We start from the raw sequence: 23,546 nt of genomic DNA, 5'->3' as shown, positions 1-23,546 counted from the left end.
ATTAGACTTTAAAATGATGAAAAAACCAAAGTTAAGTTTTTGGCAAATACTGAATATGAATGTTGGATTTTTTGGAATTCAATATAGTTTTGGGTTGCAACAAAGCGCAGTTACACCAATCTATGATTTTTTAGGAGCTACACCAGACGCAATTCCTATATTACATTTGGCAGGGCCAGTAACAGGCTTACTAGTACAACCTGTTATTGGAGCTATGAGTGATAAAACATGGAGTCCAAGGTTTGGTAGACGTAAGCCCTATTTTTTAGTAGGTGCAATTTTATGCAGTTTAGCTTTGCTCATGTTTCCATTTAGCAGTTCTTTATGGATGGCAGCAGGTTTACTTTGGATTCTTGATGTAGGTAATAATACTGCTATGGAGCCTTACAGAGCTGTAATTGCAGATAAGTTAGATGGTGAACAACAACCATTAGGTTTTCAAATGCAAAGCTTTTTTACTGGTTTAGGGCAGGTATTGGCAAATTTATCAATATTTATTTTTCCATTAATATTTATAGGAACTACAGGCTCTTTGCCAAGATGGATTTACGCTTCTTTTTTCTTAGGAGCTGCTTTTTCTATTGGAACGGTTTTGTGGAGTAATAGTAAAACAAAAGAAATACCACCAACACCAGAAGAGTTAGCAAAACTTAAAAGCGAAAAGCGAAGTGTTTTGGGCCCGCTAATTGAAATATTTTCGGCAATAAAAGACATGCCTAGAGTTATGTGGCAATTAGCATTAGTTTATTTATTTCAATGGTACGCTTTGTTTTGCTATTGGCAAAACTCCTCAAAAAGTGTGGCGCTTTCTGTTTGGAATGCAACACCATTAAGTAATCCAGAGGCATATAGCGAAGCGGTTGGTTGGACAGGCCTAGTAAATGGCTGGTACAATGTAGTTACTTTTTTAGTAGCCTTTGCATTGGTTGGTTTTGCAAAAAAATATAGCCCTAAAAAAGTACACGCGTTTTGTTTGATAATTGCAGCAATAGGGTTTTTAGCCTTTCCGCATATAGAAAATAAGAATTTGTTGTTCTTTGCTATTTCTGGATTTGGAATTGGTTGGGCAAGTATGATGGGTATTCCTTATTTAATGGTTGTTTCAGATATTCCTAAAGAACGCTATGGTGTATATATGGGAATAATTAATATGATGATTGTTATACCAATGATAATTCAAACATTATCTTTTGGTTTTATTTTAAAGCATTTTTTAAATAATGACCCAAGAAATGCTATAACATTTGCAGGGGTATTATTAATTATTGCCACAATTTGTACCCTTTTAATTAAGACTAGTAAAAAAACAACTTCATAAGTATTCTATGAGTGATATTTCCTATGTAAAAGCAAAAAATTTGCTTTTAGAAGCTAGTTCTCCTAAAGGTTTTTTGGCAAGTGCTAATGAAGTTTCTAACTATAAAAGAATATGGGCTAGAGATGGTGTTATAACTGGACTTGCTGCTTTACTTGATGGGGATAAAAAATTAATTGAAACTTTTAAAAAGACCTTAATTTCCTTAGCTGAAAATCAACATGATTTAGGTCATATACCATCTAACGTTCATTTCAAAGAAAATAAAACAGAGATAAGTTTTGGTGGTCTTGCCGGAAGAGTAGATACAGTTTCTTGGTTTATTATTGGTGTTTGTAATTACGCTAAACTTCAAAATGACACTTCTTTTATTGAACAATTTAAACCTAATATTGAAAAATGTTTCAGGTTGTTAGATTGTTGGGAGTTTAATAACAACCATCTGTTATATGTTCCTAAATCTGGAAATTGGGCAGATGAGTATATCACAGAAGGGCATATACTGTATGATCAAATATTGAGGCTTTGGGCATTAAGATGCTATGTTGCCTTTTATCCAGAAAAACAATATATAGAGAAAATAGAAATCATTTCAAATAAAATTTTGGACAATTATAAGTCTGGAAATATAAAAGAGTCGTATCACCCTAAAGCATACAAGGATCTTAAAAATTCAAAATACTTTGCTGCATCAATTAACCCCTCTGGATATCAAAATATGTTTGATGCTTTTGGCAACTCTTTGGCTTTACTTTTAGATATTGATAAGTCTTCTTTCAGAAAAAAGATTTTAAAGTACACAGAGAATTTAAGAAAAAGTTTGCCTCTACAATTACTTCCCGCCTTTTGGGAACCAATAGATACAGAGAGTATAGATTGGGAACAACTTAAAAATAATTGTAAATATGAGTTTAGAAACATGCCCTTTCAATTTCATAATGGAGGAACTTGGCAAATGGTTAATAGTTTTTATGGGATTGCTTTAATAGATTATGATATGGATATAGCTGTAGATGTATTAAAGTACATTAAAAAGCTCAACAGAATTGAAAATTATGGTTTTTACGAGAACTTTGATACTAAACTTCAAATCCCTAACGGTGTTAAAAAATGCACTTGGAGTGCAGCTGGAGAAATACTACTTGAACAATATATAAACGGAAAAAAACTTTTGTTGTAATGACTTTTTCGAAATCAATAGACATACTATGTGTAGGAGAAGTGCTAATAGATTTTATAGGACACCAGCAGGATGTATTTATAAATCAAACTAGAGATTACCATAGATATTTAGGAGGTTCTCCTGCAAATGTGGTTATGAACTCTGCAAGGCTTGGATTAAAATCAAAATTGGTTGCCGCAGTAGGCAAAGATGGTTTTGGAGAATACGTTTTTGAAAGGTTAGATGAGTTAGGAGTAGATACGTCAAGTATCTGTAAATGTGAACAACCAACTAGCATTATATTTGTTTCAAGGTCTTCTCAAACTCCAGAATTTTTACCTTATAGAACCTCAGACTTTTTAATAAATGAAGAACAAATAACTTCAGAAACCCTAAGAAGCTCATCAATTTTTCATACTACTTGCTTCGCGTTGAGTAAAAAACCAGCACAGAAAACAATTCTTAAAAAAGCAGAAGAAGCATATAATGCAAGCTGTAAATTAAGCATTGATGTTAATTTTTCTGAAAAAATATGGAATGATAGAGATGAGGCAATTACTGTCTTGAAAGAATATTGTTCGTATAACCCACTAGTTAAAATAAGTGATGATGATTCTGAGAGGCTTTTTGGAAATAACTTCAGTAAGAATGAACTTTTTTCTTTTTTCCATGAAAATGGAGTAGATATCGTTTGTCTAACCTTAGGTAAAAAGGGCGTTGAGTTGTCTCAAAAAGGCAAGCCAGTAATAAAAATGTCTGCAATAAAAATAAAAAAAGTTATGGATACTACTGGTGCTGGTGATGCTTTTTGGTCTGGCTTTCTATTTTCATATTTAAAGAAGAAGTCTCTAGAAGAATGCCTAAGTATTGCATTAAAATTAGCGTCGCTAAAACTTCAAAACGTAGGTAGACTTCCCAATAATATTAATATAATCTCTCAGCTTATAGAATAATTTTTGTCTCTACATACTGTCAAGGTTAAAAATAGTATGTTTTCTTACTACCTTTGTTTTTCTTGAAAAAAGACTTTTATGAGTAAACAAAGACGCAGAAGAGAAGCCCTTTTATATCATGCTAAACCTAAACCAGGTAAGGTAGAGGTAGTGCCTACAAAAAAGTATGCTACCCAAAGAGACCTTTCGTTGGCATACTCTCCTGGAGTGGCAGAGCCTTGTCTTGAGATTGATAAAGACGTAAATAACGTATATAGATATACTAATAAAGGAAATCTTGTTGCGGTAATATCTAATGGTACTGCGGTCCTTGGTTTAGGAAATATAGGTCCAGAAGCTTCTAAGCCTGTAATGGAAGGAAAGGGTTTATTGTTCAAAATATTTGCAGATATAGATGTGTTTGATATTGAAGTAAATACTGAAGATATTGACGCATTTGTAAATACTGTAAAAAATATTGCACCCACTTTTGGAGGAATAAATTTAGAAGATATTAAAGCTCCTGAAGCTTTTGAGATAGAACGAAGATTAAAGGAAGAGTTAGATATCCCAGTAATGCATGATGACCAGCATGGGACTGCAATTATATCTTCGGCAGCATTACTAAATGCACTTGAAATTGCAAACAAAAAAATTGAAGAAGTCCGTTTTGTAGTTTCTGGAGCAGGTTCTGCAGCAATATCTTGTACTAATTTATATATAGCCCTTGGAGCAAAACTAGAAAATATAGTTATGTTTGATAGTGAAGGTTTGCTTTCTGAAGATAGAGATAATCTTGCGCCTTCTCAAGAAAAATTTAGAAGCACTAAAAACTACAAATCTCTTGCTGAAGCTATGAAAGGAGCAGATGTCTTTCTGGGTCTTTCAGTAGGAAACATAGTAACACAAGAAATGGTTATTTCTATGGCTAGCAATCCTATTGTTTTTGCCATGGCAAATCCAGAGCCAGAAATTGATTATAACCTTGCGTGTGCTAGTAGAGATGATATTATAATGGCTACTGGCCGAAGTGATCATCCCAATCAAGTAAATAATGTACTTGGATTCCCATTTATTTTTAGAGGAGCTTTAGATGTTAGAGCAACAAAAATTAATGAAGCAATGAAGATGGCTGCTGTAAAAGCGCTAGCTAACCTTGCTAAGGAGCCAGTTCCGGAACAGGTTAATATTGCCTATGGCGAAACACGACTTAATTTTGGAAAAGACTACATAATACCAAAACCTTTTGACCCTAGATTAATTGGTACAGTTCCACCAGCTGTTGCTAAAGCTGCAATGGATAGTGGTGTTGCAACAGAGCCTATTTTAGATTGGGATAAATATGAAGATGAGCTTTTTGAAAGAATGGGAAGTGATAACAAGATTATTAGACTTCTTCTTAACAGAGCAAAAACAAACCCTAAACGAATAGTTTTTACAGAAGCAGATCATTTAGATGTATTAAAAGCAGCTCAAATTGTTCATGATGAAGGCATTGGAATTCCTGTTTTGTTGGGTAGAAAAGATATCATTTCAGAGCTTATGGAGGAGATAGACTTTGATGCTCCTATAGAAATAATAGACCCAAAAAGTAGAGATAAGAATAACAAACTAGAAGTGTATGCCGAAAAGTTTTGGCAGAAAAGGAGGCGAAGCGGTGTGACCTTGTATGATGCCCAAAACCTAATGCGTTTTAGAAATTACTATGCGTCTATGATGCTTAATGAAGGAGATGTAGATTGCATGATTTCTGGCTATTCTAGAGCATACCCTACTGTGGTGCGTCCAGTGCTTGAAACAGTAGGAAGGTTTGATGGAGTAAGTAAAGTTGCCACGACCAACTTAATGTTAACAAAACGAGGGCCACTATTTATTTCAGATACTTCTATAAATATTGACCCAACAGCGAAGGAGCTTGCTAAAATTGCACAAATGACTAACTACACCATGAAAATGTTTGGTCTTACTCCTGTTATCGCAATGATTTCATATGCTAATTTTGGTTCGTCAAAAGATGAGCATGCAACCAAGGTAAGAGAAGCGGTTAAACTGCTTCATAAAAGTAATCCAGATATGATTTTGGATGGGGAATTACAAACAGATTTTGCTTTAAACCCAGAAATGCTTCGAAAGAATTTTCCGTTTTCAAAATTGGCCGGTAAACGAGTAAATGCTTTAATTTTTCCAAATTTGGATTCTGCCAATAGTAATTACAAGCTTTTAAAAGAGCTAAATAATGTAGAATCTATTGGGCCTATTATGTTGGGTATGAAAAAACCTGTACATATTCTTCAACTTGGCGCTAGTGTAGAAGAAATTGTTAACATGGCAGCAGTATCTGTGGTAGATGCGCAACAAAAGGATAAGAGAGAAAAAGAACTCGCTTCTAAAACTAACTAATAAGTTTACATTATAAGTAACTAGCAAATTAAGAGTGTTCTAATTTTAATAAATAGGAGTTTAGCATAAAAAATAATGCAAATACCAACTGTAAAGCGTGAACTTTTTTAATTGAATAATCCCTTTTTATTTGGCTGGCAGATGAAAATAATTATACTATATTTGAAGCTTTAACCTATTGTTAACAAATGATTACCCATATACAGGGCAGACTCGTTGAAAAATCCCCCACAGATGTAGTTATAGACTGTAATGGTATAGGCTATTTTGTAAATATTTCATTTCATACATTTTCGCAACTCCCCGATGAAGAAAATGTGAAAGTGTTTACACATTTACTGGTTCGTGAGGATTCTCATACATTGTATGGATTTTCAACACATTTAGAAAGGGAAATTTTTAGATTATTAATTTCAGTTTCTGGGGTAGGTGCAAATACGGCGAGAACAATGTTGTCGTCACTTTCACCAGATCAAGTTAAAGAAGCGATAGCTTCCAATGACATTGGAGTGATACAATCGGTTAAAGGAATAGGTCTTAAAACAGCACAACGTGTTGTCTTAGATCTTAAAGATAAAGTTTTAAAAGTGTACGGTTTGGATGATGTTTCTACTGTATCAAGCAATACGAACAAAAATGAAGCGTTATCTGCTTTGGAGACATTAGGTTTTGCTCGTAAACAAGCAGAAAAAGTGTGTGATAAGATTATAAAAGAGGATCCACAGGCTTCAGTAGAAACGATAATAAAACAAGCTTTAAAAAATTTGTAAACATTGGGCGCAAAAAATTACGATTTAAACAATAGCTTTAGTAAGCTTTTTATAGTATTTATTTTCATTTTTGGGAGCTTGGCAATGGTTCAAGCACAGGACTCTACCAGTACAGGGGTCACTATGGGACGATTAGATCTCCCAAACCCACCTAGTATTCAAGATTTGTATACCTATGATCCTATCACCGATAGGTATATCTATACCAAGACTTTAGGTGGTTTTTCAATCTCATACCCTCTTATCTTAACTCCTAAAGAGTACCAAGATTTACTGCTTAAAGAGCAAATGCGTTCTTATTTTAAAGACAAAATTGATGCTGCAGATGGAAGAAAAGAAGGCGCTGAAGAACTACAAAAGAACTTATTACCTACATTTTATGTAAACTCTAACTTTTTTGAAACTATATTTGGGGGTAACACTATAGAGGTTATACCACAAGGTAGCGTGGAAATGGATTTAGGGCTACTTTATACTAAACAAGATAACCCAGCATTTTCACCAAGAAATAGAAGTAACCTTTCTTTTGATTTTGACCAGCGTATTAGTCTTAGTCTATTAGGAAAAGTTGGAGAACGACTTCAGATTAATGCAAATTACGATACGCAATCTACATTCGATTTTCAAAATCAAATAAAACTAGAATATACACCTACCGAAGACGATATTATTCAGAAAATAGAAGTAGGTAATGTAAATATGCCATTAAATAGTACGCTTATTCAAGGAGCACAAAGTCTATTTGGTGTAAAAACACAACTTCAGTTTGGAAAAACAACCATAACTGGAGTATTTTCTGAGCAACAATCAGAAACACGTTCAGTAACTGCAGAAGGTGGGGCAACTATAACAGATTTCCAGTTATTTGCTTCAGAGTATGACGAGAATCGTCACTTTTTCTTATCACATTACTTTAGAGATAACTACGATAGATTTTTAGCACAATACCCATTTAATCGTTCTAATATTCAAATTACAAGAACTGAAGTTTGGATTACCAATCGTACAAACCAAACAAATAATGTTAGAAATGTAGTTGCTTTACAAGATATAGGAGAATCTGACCCCGAAAATATTGGATTAAATATTACGCCAGGAGGTTTTATTAATGCATCAAGAACTGCTTTTCCAGATAATAGTAATAACGACTTTAATCCTTTTGGTATTGATGGGCCACAACAGTCGCTTCTTACTCCTGCAATTAGAGATGTAGCAACAGTTGGTCAAGGATTTAGTGGTACGCCGGTTAATGAGGGCCTTGATTATGTGACTTTAGAAAATGCAAGACGATTAAATACGAGTGAGTATCAATTAGATTCTCAACTAGGATATATTTCACTAAATCAGCGTTTAAATAATGATGAGGTTCTTGCCGTAGCTTTCCAGTTTACTGTAAATGGAGAAGTATATCAAGTAGGTGAATTTTCTAATGATGGAGTAAATGCATCTGGTGGTGAAATACCTAATCAAGAAAACCCGGAAGAACCTATTGAAGGTATTTCTCAAAGTCTTGTTGTAAAACTCTTAAAAAGTAATATTACTACAGTTCAAGAACCAGTTTGGGATTTAATGATGAAAAACATTTATGCATTAGGTGCTTTTCAATTAGAGCAGGAAGATTTTAGATTAGACATTCAATACACAAATCCTTCCCCAATTAATTATATTGAACCAGCAACAGGTACAGTAGAATTTCCTGCAGTACCCCTACCAGAGGATGTAGAAAACACTATTTTACTAAATGTCTTTAATCTAGATAGGTTAAACTTTAATGGTGATCCGCAATTTGGTGGCGATGGATTTTTTGATTTCTTGCCAGGCCTTACTGTTGATACACAAAACGGACAAATTATATTTACAAGTGTAGAACCTTTTGGTGAGTTTTTATTTGAAAAACTTTCTAATAATCCTGGAAGTGAAAATTATGAAATCCCTTCTACTTACAATGCTAACCAGAACAAGTATGTATATAGAACCTTATATACAACAACAAAAATACAAGCAGAACAAGAGGATAGTGATAAAAACCTATTCCAGTTAAAGGGTAGTTATAAATCTACAGGAGCAGATGGAATTCCTATTGGAGCCTTTAATATTCCTCAAGGATCAGTAACTGTAACTGCTGGAGGAAGAGTACTTGTAGAAGGTGTTGATTATACTGTTAACTACCAATTAGGTAGAGTGCAAATTCTAGATCCTGCGTTATTAAACTCGAATACACCAATTAACATAACAACAGAGAATAATACATTATTTGGACAGCAAACAAAACGTTTTACAGGTTTAAATATCGAGCATAAGTTTAGTGACAAATTTCAAATTGGAGCAACGTACCTTAATTTGAACGAGAGACCGTTAACACAAAAATCTAACTTTAACGCAGAGCCAATTAACAATACTATTTTTGGCGTAAATGCAAACTTTTCTACGGAAGTGCCTTTCTTAACTAGATTAGTAAATAAGCTTCCTAATATTGATACAGATGTAGAATCTAATGTTTCTCTAAGAGGAGAGTTTGCCTATCTGCAACCAGGGGCTCCTAAAGTGTCTGATTTTGGCGGAAAAACAACCTCTTATGTTGACGATTTTGAAGCTTCTCAAACCGAAATTGATGTAAAATCACCTTTAAGTTGGTTTTTAGGTGCAACCCCAGTAGGGCTCGGTTCTCAAACAAATAACGATTTAACCTATAACTATAATCGTGCAAAATTAGCTTGGTATACCATTGATCCAATTTTTTATAGCACACAAAGACCAGACGGGATAGATGACCAAGATTTATCTTCGCCATTTACTCGTAGAGTATTTATTGATGAAATCTTCCCAGACAGAGATATTATTCAAGGGCAAACGCAAGCATTATTTACGTTAGACTTAGCATTCTACCCAGGAATTCGTGGAGAATATAATTACAACCCTCAAGCCCTAGGTGATGGAGACCCCAATACACTTCCTAACCCAGAAGATAGGTTTGGTGCAATTACAAGACAATTAACTACCACAGATTTCGAAAGAGCCAATGTTGAGTTTATTCAATTTTGGGTTATGGATCCCTTTATATACGATGAAAACGCAAACAACCCAGGTGGTACTTTAACATTCAATTTGGGTAATATTTCTGAAGATATTCTAAGAGATGGTAGAAAACAATATGAAAACGGACTTCCTGCAGATGGTTCAACAGACAATACACTTCCAACCGTTTGGGGTAAAATTCCAACTAATCAATCATTAGTATACACTTTTGATACTGAAGGGCAAGAGCGTATTAATCAAGATATTGGACTTGATGGTTTGAGTGATGTTGACGAGCAGTCTAAACAAGAGTATCCACAACAGTTTAGAAACCTTCCAGATCCTGCAAATGATAACTATCAATATTTCTTACAATCTGAAGGTAATATCTTAGAGCGTTATTTAACTTATAACGGTACACAAGGAAACTCTCCTGTTGAAGTAACAGATACCAATAGAGGTTCAACTCCACAACCTGACGTAGAGGACATTAACCGTGATAATACAATGAACACGGTAGATAGCTACTTTGAGTACAATATTGATATTGCACCAAACATGCATCTTAACAATGAGTATGTAACAGACTTTAGAGAACTTGATGTTACATTACAAAATAATGAAACAATTCCAGTTAGGTGGGTACAATTTAAAGTTCCTATTAGTCAACCAGATGACGCTGTTGGAGGAATAGGTGATTTACGTTCTGTTCGTTTTATGCGTATGTATATGTCTGGTTTTTCTCAAAACACTAATCTTCGTTTTGGAACATTAGACCTTGTTCGTGGTGACTACAGAAGATTTACTCAAACATTGCAGCCTAATGACGACCCAGATGATGACATCACTACTTTTGAGTCTGAATCTGTAAATATTATTGAAAATGAAAATAGAGATCCAATACCATATGTGCTGCCTCCAGGAGTAATTAGAGAAGAGCTTAATAATAACAATAATGTTATTCGTCAAAATGAACAATCATTAGCGTTACGAGTTACCAATTTAGAAGCTGGTGATGGACGTTCTGTATATAAGAATTTTAATGTAGATATGCGTCAATATAAAAACATTGAAATGTTTTTACATGCAGAATCATTACAAAATCAAACAGCACTTTCTGATGGTGAACTTATTGCATTTATGAGATTAGGTAATGACTTGGATCAAAATTATTATGAGATTCAAATACCATTAAATCCAACTGCTTTTTCAGAAACAACTCCAGAAGCTATTTGGCCAATTGAAAATAGAATAAACTTGCCTTTAAGTTTATTACAAGAAGTAAAAACTAGAGTTTTAGGAGGAGAATCTGGAGACATATCAACAGTAGATGGTGTAGAGTTTTTCCAGCAGGCTAGTGTTGGTGATGCTTCAGGTCCAGAAAATGATATGCTTCTTGGGATAAAAGGAAATCCAAGTTTTGGTAACGTGCGTATTATTATGTTAGGTCTTAAAAACAGAGAGGGAAATACAAATGATATCTCTGGAGAAGTTTGGTTTAATGAATTACGTCTTTCAGAATTGAAAAACCAAGGAGGGTATGCAGCTATTGCAAGTATGGATGCAAATGTAGCAGATTTTATGAACGTGAGCGCTTCTGGGGGTATAAGCACTATAGGTTTTGGTAGTATTGAACAAGGACCAAATGAGAGAAGTAGAGAAGATTCTCAAATTTACGATGTACTTACTAATGTAAATTTAGGACAACTATTACCTAAAAAGTGGGGTGTGCAATTACCATTTAGTTATGGTATTGGGGAGGAATTAATTACACCACAATTTGATCCAGAATTCCAAGATATTGAGCTAGAAACTAGATTAGATAATGAAGCCGATGAAGCCGAGAAAGATAGAATAAGAGAGCAAGCAGAGGATTATACCAAAAGACAAAGCGTTAATTTTATTGGAGTTAGAAAAGAACGTACGGGTGACAAAAAACCAATGCCTTGGGATATTGAAAACCTTACAGTCTCTTATTCATATAATCAAGTAGATCATCGTGACTTTGAAATAGAAGAATCATTGGATCAAAGTGTAAATGTAGGAGCGACCTATAATTACAATTTTGTACAAAAACCTTTTGAGCCATTTAAGAAAAATGATTCTATTTTTAGAAGTAAGTACTGGCAGTTCTTAAAAGATTTTAACATCAATTACTTACCAACTAATATTTCGGTAACCTCAAATATTGTAAGGCAGTATAATGAGCAAAAGTTTAGAGAAGTTAACTTTGAGGAGGGTAATATCCCAGCACCTTTATTATTTCAAAGAAATTTCTTATTTGATTGGCAATACACACTAAATTATAATCTAACTAAATCGTTACGTTTTAACTTTAGCTCTTCAAATAATAGGATTGTTACAAATTATCTAACAGAACGATTTAATGATGACGGGAGTGTAGATTTTATTTCAGATGACACGGTAGGAATTTGGGATGGTTTCTTTGATATTGGAGATCCAAATCAACATTTTCAATCATTACAATTAAATTATGATTTACCGTTTAGTAAATTTCCATTCTTAAAGTTTATACGAGCTACTTATTCTTATACAGGTGACTTCCAATGGCAAGACGGTAGTGATCAATTTAATAACTTACCTATCACACTTAGTGATGGAACTACTGATGTATTTGACTTAGGTAATTCTGTTCAGAACGCTAATACTCATAGAATTAATGGTAATCTCGACATGAATGCTTTTTATAAGTATGTTGGTCTTACCAAAATTAAAAAGAGTAATAGAAATAATGCTGGAGGAAGAAATGGAAATAATGAAAACAGTAAAGCTGGCGGGAATAGCAATAACCCCAAAGGAGAACGTGGAGGTAAACTAGGCGGCGGTGACGGAAATAAAGGAAGCGAAACAGAACAGGAATCTGGTGGTAAGGCAGGAAGCTCATCTTTATCTACAAGAGCAGGTGGAAGAAATGGCAATGAAAACAATAGTGGTGGTAGCGGAGGCGGTACTGGCCTAAGCGGTGGTGCAAAAGCTGCAAACTTTGGTATTGGGTTATTAACCTCTATCAAGAAAATTCAGTTTAATTATCAAGAAAATAACGGTATATTCTTACCAGGATATACCCCAGAAGTTGGTTTTGCAGGTACACTTGAACCTACATTTGGTTTTACATTAGGTAGTCAAAGAGAAATACGTGAACTGGCTGCACGAAAAGGATGGTTAACCCTATATCCAGAATTTAATGAGCAATATACTGAGACGGAAAATAGGCAACTTGATGTACAGGTTAATATGGAGCCAATTTCAGATTTAAAAATTGATTTAAACGCAAGTAGAATTTATGCTGAAAATTATGCCGAAAATTACATAGTAGAAGATGGTCTATATAGATCACTAGCGCCAAATACATTTGGTAATTTTAATATTTCTACTGTTTTAATTAGAACGGCCTTTAGCACAAGTGATGAAGAAAGTTCTGCTGCTTTTGATGATTTTAGAAACAATCGTCTTGAGGTTGCAAATAGACTAGCCGAAGATTTCTATGGAAACTCTAACTTTGAAAGAGATGAGAATGGATTTCCTGTTGGTTTTGGTAGAACAAGTCAAGATGTATTATTGCCAGCCTTTTTGGCTGCATACAAAGGAAGCAATGTCTCTAATGAGAAAAACGGATTCTTACGTGACATACCATTACCAAATTGGGATATTAAATATACAGGATTAATGAAACTTCCATGGTTTAAAAAGACTTTTAAGAGGTTCTCTTTACAACATGGGTACAGAGCAAATTATTCTGTTAACCAGTTTCAAAACAACTTAGATTTTGATCCTAATAATCCTGAGGAAGTAAATCAAGAAGGAAACTTTAAGCCAGAAACATTATTGACAAACGTTAACTTAACAGAGCAGTTTTCTCCGTTATTACGTATTGATTTTGAAATGCAAAACTCATTAAAAATTTTAGCAGAGTTGCGTAAGGATAGAGCACTTTCTTTAAGCTTTGCAAATAATCTTCTTACTGAAATTAAAGGCGATGAAATTATTATAGGCCTAGGATATAGAATTAAAGACCTTAAAATTGGGACAAATTTTGGAGGTAAAAAGAAGATACTTACAAGTGACTTAAACTTTAAGTTAGACCTATCTAGAAGGGATAATAAAACAATAATTAGATACCTTGATATTGAGAACAATCAAACAACGGCGGGTCAAACCATCTACGGGATTAATTTTGTAATGGACTATGCCTTAAGTAAAAACTTAACAGCCTTATTCTATTACGACCATACATTCTCAGATTATGCGATATCTACAGCGTTCCCACAGACAACTATAAGAAGTGGATTTACGTTACGTTATAACTTCGGAAATTAAAAACACTATAACACTTAATTTATTATGAATATTCCATCAAACCTAAAATATACAAAAGACCATGAATGGGTTGCAATCGACGGAGATGTAGCAACAGTTGGTATCACAGATTTTGCACAAGGAGAGCTTGGTGATATTGTATATGTAGAAGTTGAAACTTTAGACGAAACTTTAGATAAAGATGAAGTTTTTGGCACAGTTGAAGCTGTAAAAACAGTTTCAGATTTGTTTTTACCCCTTAGCGGTGAGATTATAGAATTTAACGATAGTCTTGAATCTGAGCCAGAAAAAGTAAACTCTGACCCCTATGGAGAAGGCTGGATGATAAAGATTAAAATGTCTAATCAAGATGAAATTTCGGAGTTATTAGATGATGCTGGATATAAAGAGCTTGTTGGCGCCTAAAAGACTCCTCATAACTGCCATTGCATATACTATTGTAATTACAGTTGCATTCTTATTACCTTCAATAGAAGAAAAGCCTATTGATATAAAAAATTTTGATAAAGCATTACATGTATTAATATATGTAATGCTTGTTTTTTTATGGTTACTTTTTTTCAGAAATAAACTTAATCTCAAAACTTGGTGCTATATATTAGGAACAATATTTTTATATGGCATAATTATTGAAGCTTTGCAAAGTAGTATTACAACTTCTAGACAGGCTGATGTGTTTGATGTACTAGCAAATAGTTTTGGTATGTTAATAGGAGTAATACTCTTTTTTACGATTTCTAAAAAGATTTCCTGAGATTGTATAAATTTTCTTTTTATTAAGTAAGAAAATATATATTTTAGCAACACTTTAAATATTCTATTATGGAAAACAAAAAAAACCCAAAAGCAGATTTAAGACATAGACTGTTGATTTTCTTTCAACTAGGTATGGCTTTCATGCTATTAGTAGCTTGGCAAGGTATTGAGTACAAAAGTTATGACAAAAGTGACCTTGACGCAGGGATGCTTGATGTAGGTGATGAGCTGGAAGAAGAAGTTCCAGTAACACAACAATTAACACCACCACCACCTCCACCACCACCACCACCAGCTCCAGAAGTTATTGAGGTTGTAGAAGATGAAGAAGAAGTTGAAGAAACCATTATAGAATCTACAGAGACAAATGCTGAAGAAGAAATTGTTGAGGTAGAAGAAATTGAAGAAGTAGAAGAAGAAGTAATTGCAGATGTACCTTTCGCGGTAATTGAAAACGTTCCAATCTATCCTGGTTGTGAAAAGGAGAGCGGAAACAATGCAAAGAAAAAATGTATGTCTGAGAAAATTCAAAAGTTTGTACAAAGAAAATTTGATACAGACCTAGCAAGTGACTTAGGACTAGAAGGAAGACAGCGTATTTCAGTTCAGTTTAAAATTGATAAAAACGGAAACGTTGTTGGTGTAAGAGCTCGTGCTCCACACCCTAGACTAGAAAAAGAAGCTGTAGATGTTGTAAAAGCATTGCCTAAAATGCAGCCTGGTAAGCAACGTGGTAAGCCAGTTGGTGTACTGTATGCGTTACCAATCCTATTCCAAGTAGAAAACTAATGTAGAGTTAGTATATAAAGTATAGTAAAAAGACCTCCTAAATTTAGGAGGTCTTTTTTTTGGCATAACACTTGCAACTGTTTTTATACTATTAATCGTTTAAATTTTTTTATTATGAAATCACTAGACCACAACGCCAACCAAAAAAAGCCGTTTGTATCTAAGAGATTAGATAAAAAGAACATTAATATAAAATGGAACTCAGTACGTTATTTTCAAGTAGGTATTATTGTTAGTTTATTGCTTGTTTTTGGAGTAGTAAACATGTCTTTTAAGATTAAAGAAACAATAATTAATGTAGAAGAACCTATTTTTTTAGAACCAGAGATTACTATGGGTCCTGTTACTTTAGAACAACCCAAGGTTAAGATTGTAGCTCCCAAAAAGAAGGTTGTTAAAAAACAACCTACTCCTCAAAAAAAAATCACAGATGTGGTAAAAGTAGATGATAATACGGCTACAATTGATGATACACCAGTTGAGCCTACAGATACACCTACAAATAATCCAGTTGTTGATGATGCACCTCCAACTACTACAAAACCAGTAGAGCCTTCAGGTCCTGCAAACATAATTGGAGTAGAACAAGTTCCTATTTTTCCTGGATGTGAATCGCAGCCTACAAGAGAAGAAAAAATACAATGTATGTCTTCAAAAATAGGGAGCTTTGTAAGTAAAAAGTTTGATACAGATAATTTTGATTACTTAGAAAGTGGTAAAACACATAAAATTTATGTAAAATTTACTATTGGAGATAATGGTGCTGTTAAAGATATAGAAACTCGAGCGCAATATAGAGGACTAGAAAAAGAAGCAGAACGAGTAATTAATAAGCTCCCTCTAATGGAGCCCGGAAGACAAGGAAGTAAAACGGTAGATGTAGTATATATGATACCTATTGCTTTTAAACTTTAAAAGAAGAAATTTATAAACCTGCTTTTAGAAAAGCAGGTTTTCTTTTTTACATAAATCATTATAAAAACAGTATCTTTCAACTTTAAATCGTATTGTTGAAATGAAGTTACTTACCTCAGTTTTATTCTTAGTTTCATTTGTGTTTATTAATGCCCAAACCAATACTAACTCCTTTGAGAAATACCCTGTTTTTCCTGAATGTGAAACAAAAGAAATTAATGAATTAGAAAATTGTTTCAATAAAACATTACAAGAATTTATTTATAAAAACTTTAATACCCCAGAAATAGTTTCAGAAGAAAATTATAATGGAAATGTTTCAGTTTTCTTTGAAGTTGATAAAGAAGGAGTTTTTAATATTCTTTATGTTGATGGTGTTTATACTGAGCTAAAAGATGAAGCAAGACGTGTTTTTGAACAATTACCAACAATAACACCAGCAACCTATAATGGAAATCCAGCTTATGTGCAATTTACATTTACTATTGCTATTCCTTTGCAAGAGCCAGTAAATAATACTGTTAAAGAGGGCGTAAGTAAAAACAATATTACTACTAGAGAAGAAATAACATCTTTAAAGCAAGAATATGATGAAATAACTAATCTTGCTTATGAAAATGAGGAGTACACAAGTGTTATAAATATTCCGCTTTCACATCATAATTATAGTTTGTTTGATCCCGCATTAAATAGGGTTGGTCAAAATAATCATACCGCTCAAAAACCATTTATTTATAGTGAAGTAAATAAATACTACAACTTTGAAGCAGAAAATGCAAAGCTTTTAAAAAACAAAGAATCATGGTTTGGAAGAAAGTTCTGGGACGAGCACATGGTAACAATTAAGGGTGAAGACTACTGGATTACGTTAGACCCTGGAGTTGATTTACAAGTGGGTAAAGATTTTGATCAAGAAATAGACACTTATAATAATACAAGGCTAGTATACGCACAAGGGGGTTTAGGTAAAAACTTCAATTTTTTTGCTGTTGTAAGAGAAAGTCAAGGAAGGTTTGCAGATTACTTTAACCGGTTTGCTGAAGCAAGAAAACCAGATGGAGGGAATCCAGCTATTATTCCTGGACAGGGAATTGCTAAGGATTTTAGAACAGACTCATATGATTACCCCATTGCCGAAGGACATATTTCATACTCTCCATCAAAATGGATTAACATTCAATTAGGGCATGGTAAAAATTTTATTGGTGATGGGTACCGCTCACTTTTACTAAGTGATAATGCAAGTCCATATCCATTCTTCAAACTCAATACAACGTTCTGGAAATTAAAGTATACAAATACATGGATGTCTTTAAGAGATGTAAGACCAGAGGTTACAGCAGACGGATCTTTCAGAACAAAATATGTTGCTAGTCATTATTTGAGTTATAATGTGACCAAACGTTTAAATCTAGGATTCTTTGAGTCTGTTATTTGGCAAAATGATAATGATAGAGGTTTTGATTTTAATTATCTAAACCCTGTAATATTTTACAGAGCGATAGAGTTTTCAACAGGGTCTAGAGGAGGAAATGCGTTAATAGGGTTAAGTGCAAAATATAAATTTACAGATAGAGTAAATGCCTATGCGCAATTAATGATTGATGAATTCTCATCTGGTGATATTTTTGGAGGAGAAGGGAGTTTTAAAAATAAAATAGCACATCAAATAGGAGTTAAATATTATGATGCATTTGGAGTACAAGGCCTATTTTTACAGGGTGAGTATAATAGAGTACGCCCTTATACTTATTCTCATAATACTATAGTCTTAAATTATGGTCATAACAATCAATCTTTGGCCCACACGCTTGGAGCAAACTTTTACGAGTTTGTAGGTGTTGCTAGATACCAAAATGGAAGGATTTTTGGAGATGCTAAGGTGGTTTATGCTAAAAGAGGTTTTGAGTTTAATACTACAGAAGATTCTTTTTACTATGGTAGCAGTATTTATGGGACAGAGGATAACAGGATATCAGATTTAGGAAATGAAATTACGCAGGGAAACACTACAGACTTTTTTCATACAGAAATACTAGGAGGTTATTTATTAAACCCAGCAACAAATTTAAAAGTATATGGTAGTGTGATTTTTAGAAATTTTTCTCCTAATGAAAATACCCAAGATGTATTTAAGAACAATACAACTTGGGTAAATTTTGGAATTAGAACAGATTTATTTAATTGGTATTATGATTTTTAAGAGCTAGAAGCCCTAGCTTATTTTTTTTCTTCTTTTTGCTGTTCTTTTCTCTTCTTCTGAAATTCTTTTTCTACTTCTTTATACATTGTTCTTCGCAGTTTTTCACCATTAATATAGCCATCTCCAAATCCTCGGCTATCATAAGAAGCAGTTATTTCTTCCATATTAGCTACTTCTTCTTCGGTTTTACCTTGTAAATAAGAATTCTCGACTCTTTTCATAAAACCTGTCAGCATTATAATAGTGTTTCTTAAATCATTGGCGTTTCCTACAGGGCCATGACCAGGAATGATTTTTGTTGAATTATCACACATCATATAAATTTCTTCTAATGCCTCTATAACTCCCCATACACTTCCTCCGCTAGACAAATCAATATAAGGGTATTTTTTATTGAAAAACACATCTCCAGTATGTATTACGTTAGTAGAAGGAATATATACTACAACATCACCATTGGTATGTGCCTCTGATACATGAAAAGCGTATATCTCTTCTTTTCCTAAATAGATTTTAAGATCTTCATCAAAGGTAATTTGAGGCATTTTTTCAACGGGCATCAAATTAGTTCTGGCTTTCTTTCTTTCAAGATCACTCATTTTTTCTAAGTCATTAGTATCTGTCCCTCTTAAGTTTTTGTGTCCAATGATAGTTGCGCCACTTTGCTTAAAATTTTCATTTCCTCCTGTGTGGTCACCATGGTGGTGTGTGTTTATTAAAAATTTTATTGGGTTAGGACTTAGAATTTGTATTTTTTCAAGGATAGAATTGGAGATTTCTGCAAACTGGCTGTCTATTAAAAGTATTTCATTCTCTCCTAAATGCATACCTATGTTCCCGCCTTTCCCTTCTAGATAGTAGGTGTTTTTGTTTACTGGTCTAAGCTTAATATTTATTTCTTTTTCTTTTTTGGTTTTATCTTGAGATAAGCCAAAAAATGGAACTAAAAGCATCCCTATAATTAGTAATGATAATCGCATAATATGTGTTTTAATTTTAAAGTTCGAAAAATACTAAATATTACTACATTATTAAACAATAAACTCAAATATATATTGTGATAAAACTATAGTGTACAGTATCTTTGCAATCCTAAATAAGAGAAATCTAAAGTAGGTTTTTTTAAAACTATAAGTTGAAAACAGTAGAAACAAAAAAAATAAATAAAGGTTTTCTTCGTAATTTTTTAGAAATTACAAAGTTTAGGCTTTCAATAAGTGTTGTCTTTTCTTCTGTAGCTGGATATTTATTAGGTGTTAATGAAGCCATAAGCTTTAATATTACAGTTTTCCTTCTCTTATGTTTTGGTGGTTACTGTATGGTAGGAGCTTCTAATATCTTCAATCAAATTATTGAAAAAGATTTAGATGCTTTAATGGACAGAACAAAAAACAGGCCACTTCCAGCAGGTGCTATAAGTAATAATCTTGCCCTTTTTTATGGAATAATACTAACTAGTCTTGGTCTTATTTCATTGTACATTATAAACCCTCAAACGGCTATGTTTGGGGCAATTTCAATTATACTATATGTAGCTGCATATACACCTCTCAAAACAAAAACACCTTTGTCTGTATTTGTAGGTGCTTTTCCGGGTGCAATACCCTTTATGTTAGGATGGGTTGCTGCAACTAACGATTTTGGAATAGAGCCAGGAACTTTGTTTATGATTCAGTTTTTTTGGCAATTCCCTCACTTTTGGGCAATAGGGTGGTTTCTTTTTGAAGATTATAAGAAAGGAGGCTTCTTTATGTTACCCAACGGAAAAAAAAATAAGGGGACCGCTATACAGGCAGTTTTGTACTCTGTTTGGACTGTATTAGCTTCTTTAATTCCCGCATTTGGCTTTACTGGAGCGCTATACCTATCTCCTGTTGCTGCTATATTAATTGGAGGTCTGGGAATTTGGTTTATAACATTTGCAGTAAAACTGTATAAAAATCAAACAGATAAAGCAGCAAAACAGCTAATGTTAGTAAGTGTAAGTTATATTACTTTACTGCAAATTATTTATGTTCTAGATAAATTTATACGATGATGGATTCACAAAATAATGAAGAAATAAAAAAGCAAGAAGAACAAGCGCTTTTTGAAGAAAATCAATCTAGAAGAGCTAAAAAAATGATGCTTTGGTTTGGTATTATTAGCTTGTCAATGAGTTTTGCTGGACTAACTAGTGCCTATGTTGTAAGTAGCGAACGTAAAGATTGGTTAACAGATTTTCAAATACCTCAAGCGTTTTACATTAGCCTTGTTGCAATTTTATTAAGTAGTGTGACAGTACATTTTGCTAAAAAAGCAATCCTAAATGGAAACAACAAAAACGGGATGGCTTTATTAGTATCCACTTTTATTTTAGGAGTAGGTTTTGTTGTATTACAATTTATTGGCTTTAGTCAAATTATAGAAAACGGATACTACTTTACAGGAAGTGAGAGTTCAATAACAACCTCTTTTATTTACTTGGTTGTTCTTATGCACTTAGCTCATATTCTGGTTGGATTAATTTGTTTATTAGTTGTGATTTATAATCATGCTAAAGGAAAATATATTAACGGTAAAATACTAGGAGTGGAATTAGCTGCAACATTTTGGCATTTTGTAGATATCTTATGGATATACCTCTTCTTGTTTTTTTATTTTGTAAGGTAAATTATTGTTTTCTAGTGAGTTCTATAAACAACATATAGCACTAATTATTAAGGATTAGTATAAATTAATAAATCATGTTTCGTGAGATAAAAATTATACCTATTTTTGTGCTTTATTTAACACCAAATAATTTCTATGGAAGCAACTGTTGCTAAAACAGGTACCGAAGGAAAAACCTGGGGTGGAGGTAACCAACCACTTAGAGCCAGTTATGGTAAAATGATGATGTGGTTTTTCATCGTTTCTGATGCTTTAACTTTTTCAGGTTTTATTGCCGCTTACGGATTTTCAAGATTTAAGTTTATTGATGCTTGGCCAATAGCCGATGAAGTGTTTACCCACGTTCCTTTCTTACATGGAGTACCTGCTCCAATGTACTACGTGGCATTTATGACACTTGTGCTTATTTTCTCATCTGTAACAATGGTACTTGCTGTTGATGCAGGTCACAAAATGCAGAAACAAAAAGTAATTTGGTATATGTTTTTTACCATTATTGGTGGAGCAATATTTGTTGGTTCTCAAGCATGGGAGTGGGCAACTTTTATCAAAGGGGATTATGGAGCAGTAGAGACAAAAGGAGGAAAAATACTTCAGTTCTTAGACAACAATGGAGAGCGAGTTGCAATTTCAGAATTTGCAGTTGAAATTCCTTCAACGAGAGAAATGCATAAAGAAGGAGATGGTATTTGGTATGATGCAGACGGAACACAAACCACTTATAATTTTGAAGAAGTTAAAGCTGGTTTCTTAGCTAATGATGATTTATTGATACGTACTCAATATTTAGATGAAAACGGTGAGCCTACTGTTTTATCTAGAGAAGAATCCATAGCTAAAATTGAAAAAGATGGGAAGCTCGTTGTTGAAGGTGCAAACCTTAAACATAACGAATACGGAACACCGCTATTTGCAGACTTCTTTTTCTTTATAACTGGATTTCACGGTTTTCACGTATTCTCAGGAGTAGTTATAAACATCATTATATTTTTTAATGTAATTATTGGAACATACGAGCGTAGAGGAAGCTATGAAATGGTTGAAAAAGTAGGACTTTATTGGCACTTTGTCGATTTGGTTTGGGTATTTGTATTTACATTTTTCTATCTCGTTTAATTGTATTGAAAGTTTAAGAAATGGCACACGAACATAAATTAGAAATCTTTAGAGGCGCTTGGAAATTTAAAAGTAATATATCCAAAATATGGGGTGTATTCTTTTTCCTTTGCTTTGTAACTGCAATAGAAGTAGTCTTAGGTATTATAAAACCAGAAGTGTTAACAGAGAATCGCTTTCTCGCGATGAAGTTACTTAATTGGATATTTATTATTCTTACACTTGTAAAAGCATATTATATAACTTGGGACTTCATGCACATGCGTGATGAGACCAAAGGCTTAAGAAGAATGGTAGTATGGACAGCAGTATTTTTAATATGCTACTTAATCTTAATCTTACTTATAGAAGGAGATTACATTTTTGATGTGTATAAAGCAAATTACGTAAAGTTTGATTTTTAAAAACAATCTGCAAATAATTAATTTAAAACCACGCTTTATGCGTGGTTTTCTGTTTTTAAAAAGTAGTTAATTAGGTTGTGATAACACCTTTTAGGCAGTATTTTTGTAAAATAAAATGTGTAACACGATGCAGGTAAAAAAGTATTTAGTTTTAGGAGTTCTTTTCATTTTACCATTGTCTATGTATATGTTTTTTGCTTCTGGGAAAGATAACTTTGGTCGCTTACCATTACTTACCGAAAATGTAAATGATGTTTCTAATTTCTTAGATATAACAGGAAAACCTGTAACACTTCAAGATAAAATTACTGTATTAGGGTTCTTTGGTAAAAACCCTATAGATCAAAAGGCTAGTGCTTTTAATTTGGCGCACAAAATTTATAAAAAAAATAGAGAGTTTCAAGATTTTCAATTTTTGTTTTTAGTCGAAAATGGAACTCAGAACCAAGTAATCAAGCTAAAAGAACAAATTGGAGAAATTGCAGATCCAGAGCAATGGATATTTGCGTTTGGAACTTCAGAAAATATTGATGAAGTATTTAACTCTCTTAAAACTAATTATTCACTTAACTCAAGCTTTGCCACATCACAAGTTTTTATAATTGATAAAGAGTTAAATTTAAGAGGTAGAAAACAGGATGAAGACGTAGGTGTCTTGTTTGGTTTTGACGCTTCAGATTATTCAGAGATTAATAATAAAATGGGGGATGATGTAAAGATTATCTTAGCAGAGTATAGGCTAGCTCTTAAAAAATATAAAGCAGATAGAGAAATATAAA

General features: G+C 33.2%; 17 protein-coding genes. 16 read left to right on the top strand and 1 reads right to left on the bottom strand.

The window, feature by feature from the left end:
• Window positions 1-13: 13 nt before the first annotated feature.
• From RM538_RS04410 to RM538_RS04360, 11 genes are all read left to right on the top strand, one after another.
• Entirely contained in the window at window positions 14-1,318 is a 1,305-nt protein-coding gene (locus RM538_RS04410) for an MFS transporter (RefSeq protein ID WP_311332192.1), read from the top strand.
• Window positions 1,319-1,325: 7 nt separating this feature from the next.
• Window positions 1,326-2,495, top strand: coding sequence for a glycoside hydrolase 100 family protein (locus tag RM538_RS04405; protein WP_311332191.1), 1,170 nt, complete (start codon window positions 1,326-1,328; stop codon window positions 2,493-2,495).
• Window positions 2,495-3,430: a carbohydrate kinase family protein gene (locus RM538_RS04400; protein WP_311332190.1), complete on the top strand. Its 936-nt coding sequence runs from the start codon at window positions 2,495-2,497 to the stop codon at window positions 3,428-3,430. Before RM538_RS04405 ends, RM538_RS04400 begins: the two co-directional genes overlap by 1 nt.
• 78 nt (window positions 3,431-3,508) lie before the next feature.
• Complete coding sequence (locus RM538_RS04395) at window positions 3,509-5,809, top strand: NADP-dependent malic enzyme (protein ID WP_311332189.1); 2,301 nt, start codon at window positions 3,509-3,511, stop codon at window positions 5,807-5,809.
• Window positions 5,810-5,997: 188 nt separating this feature from the next.
• Window positions 5,998-6,579 (top strand): Holliday junction branch migration protein RuvA, encoded by a 582-nt coding sequence (gene ruvA / locus RM538_RS04390; RefSeq protein ID WP_311332188.1) that lies wholly within the window; start codon window positions 5,998-6,000, stop codon window positions 6,577-6,579.
• Between the two features lie 3 nt (window positions 6,580-6,582).
• The gene (gene sov, locus RM538_RS04385; protein ID WP_432279793.1) at window positions 6,583-13,932 is read left to right on the top strand and encodes a T9SS outer membrane translocon Sov/SprA; all 7,350 of its coding nucleotides are present in this window, start codon (window positions 6,583-6,585) and stop codon (window positions 13,930-13,932) included.
• Window positions 13,933-13,956: 24 nt separating this feature from the next.
• The gene (gcvH, locus tag RM538_RS04380; RefSeq protein ID WP_311332187.1) at window positions 13,957-14,337 is read left to right on the top strand and encodes a glycine cleavage system protein GcvH; all 381 of its coding nucleotides are present in this window, start codon (window positions 13,957-13,959) and stop codon (window positions 14,335-14,337) included.
• Window positions 14,303-14,686: a VanZ family protein gene (locus tag RM538_RS04375; protein WP_311332186.1), complete on the top strand. Its 384-nt coding sequence runs from the start codon at window positions 14,303-14,305 to the stop codon at window positions 14,684-14,686. Before gcvH ends, RM538_RS04375 begins: the two co-directional genes overlap by 35 nt.
• Before the next feature lie 68 nt (window positions 14,687-14,754).
• Entirely contained in the window at window positions 14,755-15,477 is a 723-nt protein-coding gene (locus RM538_RS04370) for an energy transducer TonB (protein WP_311332185.1), read from the top strand.
• Window positions 15,478-15,591: 114 nt separating this feature from the next.
• Window positions 15,592-16,392 (top strand): energy transducer TonB, encoded by an 801-nt coding sequence (locus RM538_RS04365; protein ID WP_311332184.1) that lies wholly within the window; start codon window positions 15,592-15,594, stop codon window positions 16,390-16,392.
• A gap of 100 nt (window positions 16,393-16,492) precedes the next feature.
• Window positions 16,493-18,595 carry a gliding motility protein RemB gene (locus RM538_RS04360; protein ID WP_311332183.1) on the top strand — a complete coding sequence of 701 codons (2,103 nt, stop codon included), beginning with the start codon at window positions 16,493-16,495 and terminating at the stop codon, window positions 18,593-18,595.
• Window positions 18,596-18,612: 17 nt separating this feature from the next.
• Here RM538_RS04360 and RM538_RS04355 read toward each other — a convergent pair whose 3' ends face one another.
• Window positions 18,613-19,575: an MBL fold metallo-hydrolase gene (locus tag RM538_RS04355; RefSeq protein ID WP_311332182.1), complete on the bottom strand. Its 963-nt coding sequence runs from the start codon at window positions 19,573-19,575 to the stop codon at window positions 18,613-18,615.
• Between the two features lie 155 nt (window positions 19,576-19,730).
• Between RM538_RS04355 and cyoE the strand changes: the two genes are divergently transcribed.
• The 5 genes from cyoE (at window position 19,731) to RM538_RS04330 (ending at window position 23,545) form a co-directional block, all read left to right on the top strand.
• Window positions 19,731-20,633, top strand: coding sequence for a heme o synthase (cyoE, locus tag RM538_RS04350; protein ID WP_311332181.1), 903 nt, complete (start codon window positions 19,731-19,733; stop codon window positions 20,631-20,633).
• Window positions 20,633-21,247, top strand: coding sequence for a cytochrome c oxidase subunit 3 (locus tag RM538_RS04345; protein WP_311332657.1), 615 nt, complete (start codon window positions 20,633-20,635; stop codon window positions 21,245-21,247). Before cyoE ends, RM538_RS04345 begins: the two co-directional genes overlap by 1 nt.
• A gap of 135 nt (window positions 21,248-21,382) precedes the next feature.
• The gene (locus RM538_RS04340; RefSeq protein ID WP_311332180.1) at window positions 21,383-22,363 is read left to right on the top strand and encodes a cytochrome c oxidase subunit 3; all 981 of its coding nucleotides are present in this window, start codon (window positions 21,383-21,385) and stop codon (window positions 22,361-22,363) included.
• 20 nt (window positions 22,364-22,383) lie between these two features.
• Window positions 22,384-22,767 (top strand): cytochrome C oxidase subunit IV family protein, encoded by a 384-nt coding sequence (locus tag RM538_RS04335; protein WP_311332179.1) that lies wholly within the window; start codon window positions 22,384-22,386, stop codon window positions 22,765-22,767.
• Window positions 22,768-22,894: 127 nt separating this feature from the next.
• Entirely contained in the window at window positions 22,895-23,545 is a 651-nt protein-coding gene (locus RM538_RS04330; RefSeq protein WP_311332178.1) for a hypothetical protein, read from the top strand.
• Window position 23,546: the final 1 nt, after the last annotated feature.

The sequence above is a fragment of the Patiriisocius hiemis genome, assembly GCF_031846325.1.
In the GTDB taxonomy this organism is placed as follows: domain Bacteria; phylum Bacteroidota; class Bacteroidia; order Flavobacteriales; family Flavobacteriaceae; genus Patiriisocius_A; species Patiriisocius_A hiemis.
This window is presented reverse-complemented; position numbering and strand designations above follow the sequence as displayed.

Bases quoted from the DNA above. Each gene is read 5' to 3' on its own strand.
- RM538_RS04410 (WP_311332192.1), top strand. From the start codon at position 14: ATGATGAAAAAACCAAAGTTAAGTTTTTGGCAAATACTGAATATGAAT.
- RM538_RS04405 (WP_311332191.1), top strand. From the start codon at position 1,326: ATGAGTGATATTTCCTATGTAAAAGCAAAAAATTTGCTTTTAGAAGCT.
- RM538_RS04400 (WP_311332190.1), top strand. From the start codon at position 2,495: ATGACTTTTTCGAAATCAATAGACATACTATGTGTAGGAGAAGTGCTA.
- RM538_RS04395 (WP_311332189.1), top strand. From the start codon at position 3,509: ATGAGTAAACAAAGACGCAGAAGAGAAGCCCTTTTATATCATGCTAAA.
- ruvA (WP_311332188.1), top strand. From the start codon at position 5,998: ATGATTACCCATATACAGGGCAGACTCGTTGAAAAATCCCCCACAGAT.
- gcvH (WP_311332187.1), top strand. From the start codon at position 13,957: ATGAATATTCCATCAAACCTAAAATATACAAAAGACCATGAATGGGTT.
- RM538_RS04375 (WP_311332186.1), top strand. From the start codon at position 14,303: ATGATGCTGGATATAAAGAGCTTGTTGGCGCCTAAAAGACTCCTCATA.
- RM538_RS04370 (WP_311332185.1), top strand. From the start codon at position 14,755: ATGGAAAACAAAAAAAACCCAAAAGCAGATTTAAGACATAGACTGTTG.
- RM538_RS04365 (WP_311332184.1), top strand. From the start codon at position 15,592: ATGAAATCACTAGACCACAACGCCAACCAAAAAAAGCCGTTTGTATCT.
- RM538_RS04360 (WP_311332183.1), top strand. From the start codon at position 16,493: ATGAAGTTACTTACCTCAGTTTTATTCTTAGTTTCATTTGTGTTTATT.
- RM538_RS04355 (WP_311332182.1), bottom strand. From the start codon at position 19,575: ATGCGATTATCATTACTAATTATAGGGATGCTTTTAGTTCCATTTTTT.
- RM538_RS04345 (WP_311332657.1), top strand. From the start codon at position 20,633: ATGGATTCACAAAATAATGAAGAAATAAAAAAGCAAGAAGAACAAGCG.
- RM538_RS04340 (WP_311332180.1), top strand. From the start codon at position 21,383: ATGGAAGCAACTGTTGCTAAAACAGGTACCGAAGGAAAAACCTGGGGT.
- RM538_RS04335 (WP_311332179.1), top strand. From the start codon at position 22,384: ATGGCACACGAACATAAATTAGAAATCTTTAGAGGCGCTTGGAAATTT.
- RM538_RS04330 (WP_311332178.1), top strand. From the start codon at position 22,895: ATGCAGGTAAAAAAGTATTTAGTTTTAGGAGTTCTTTTCATTTTACCA.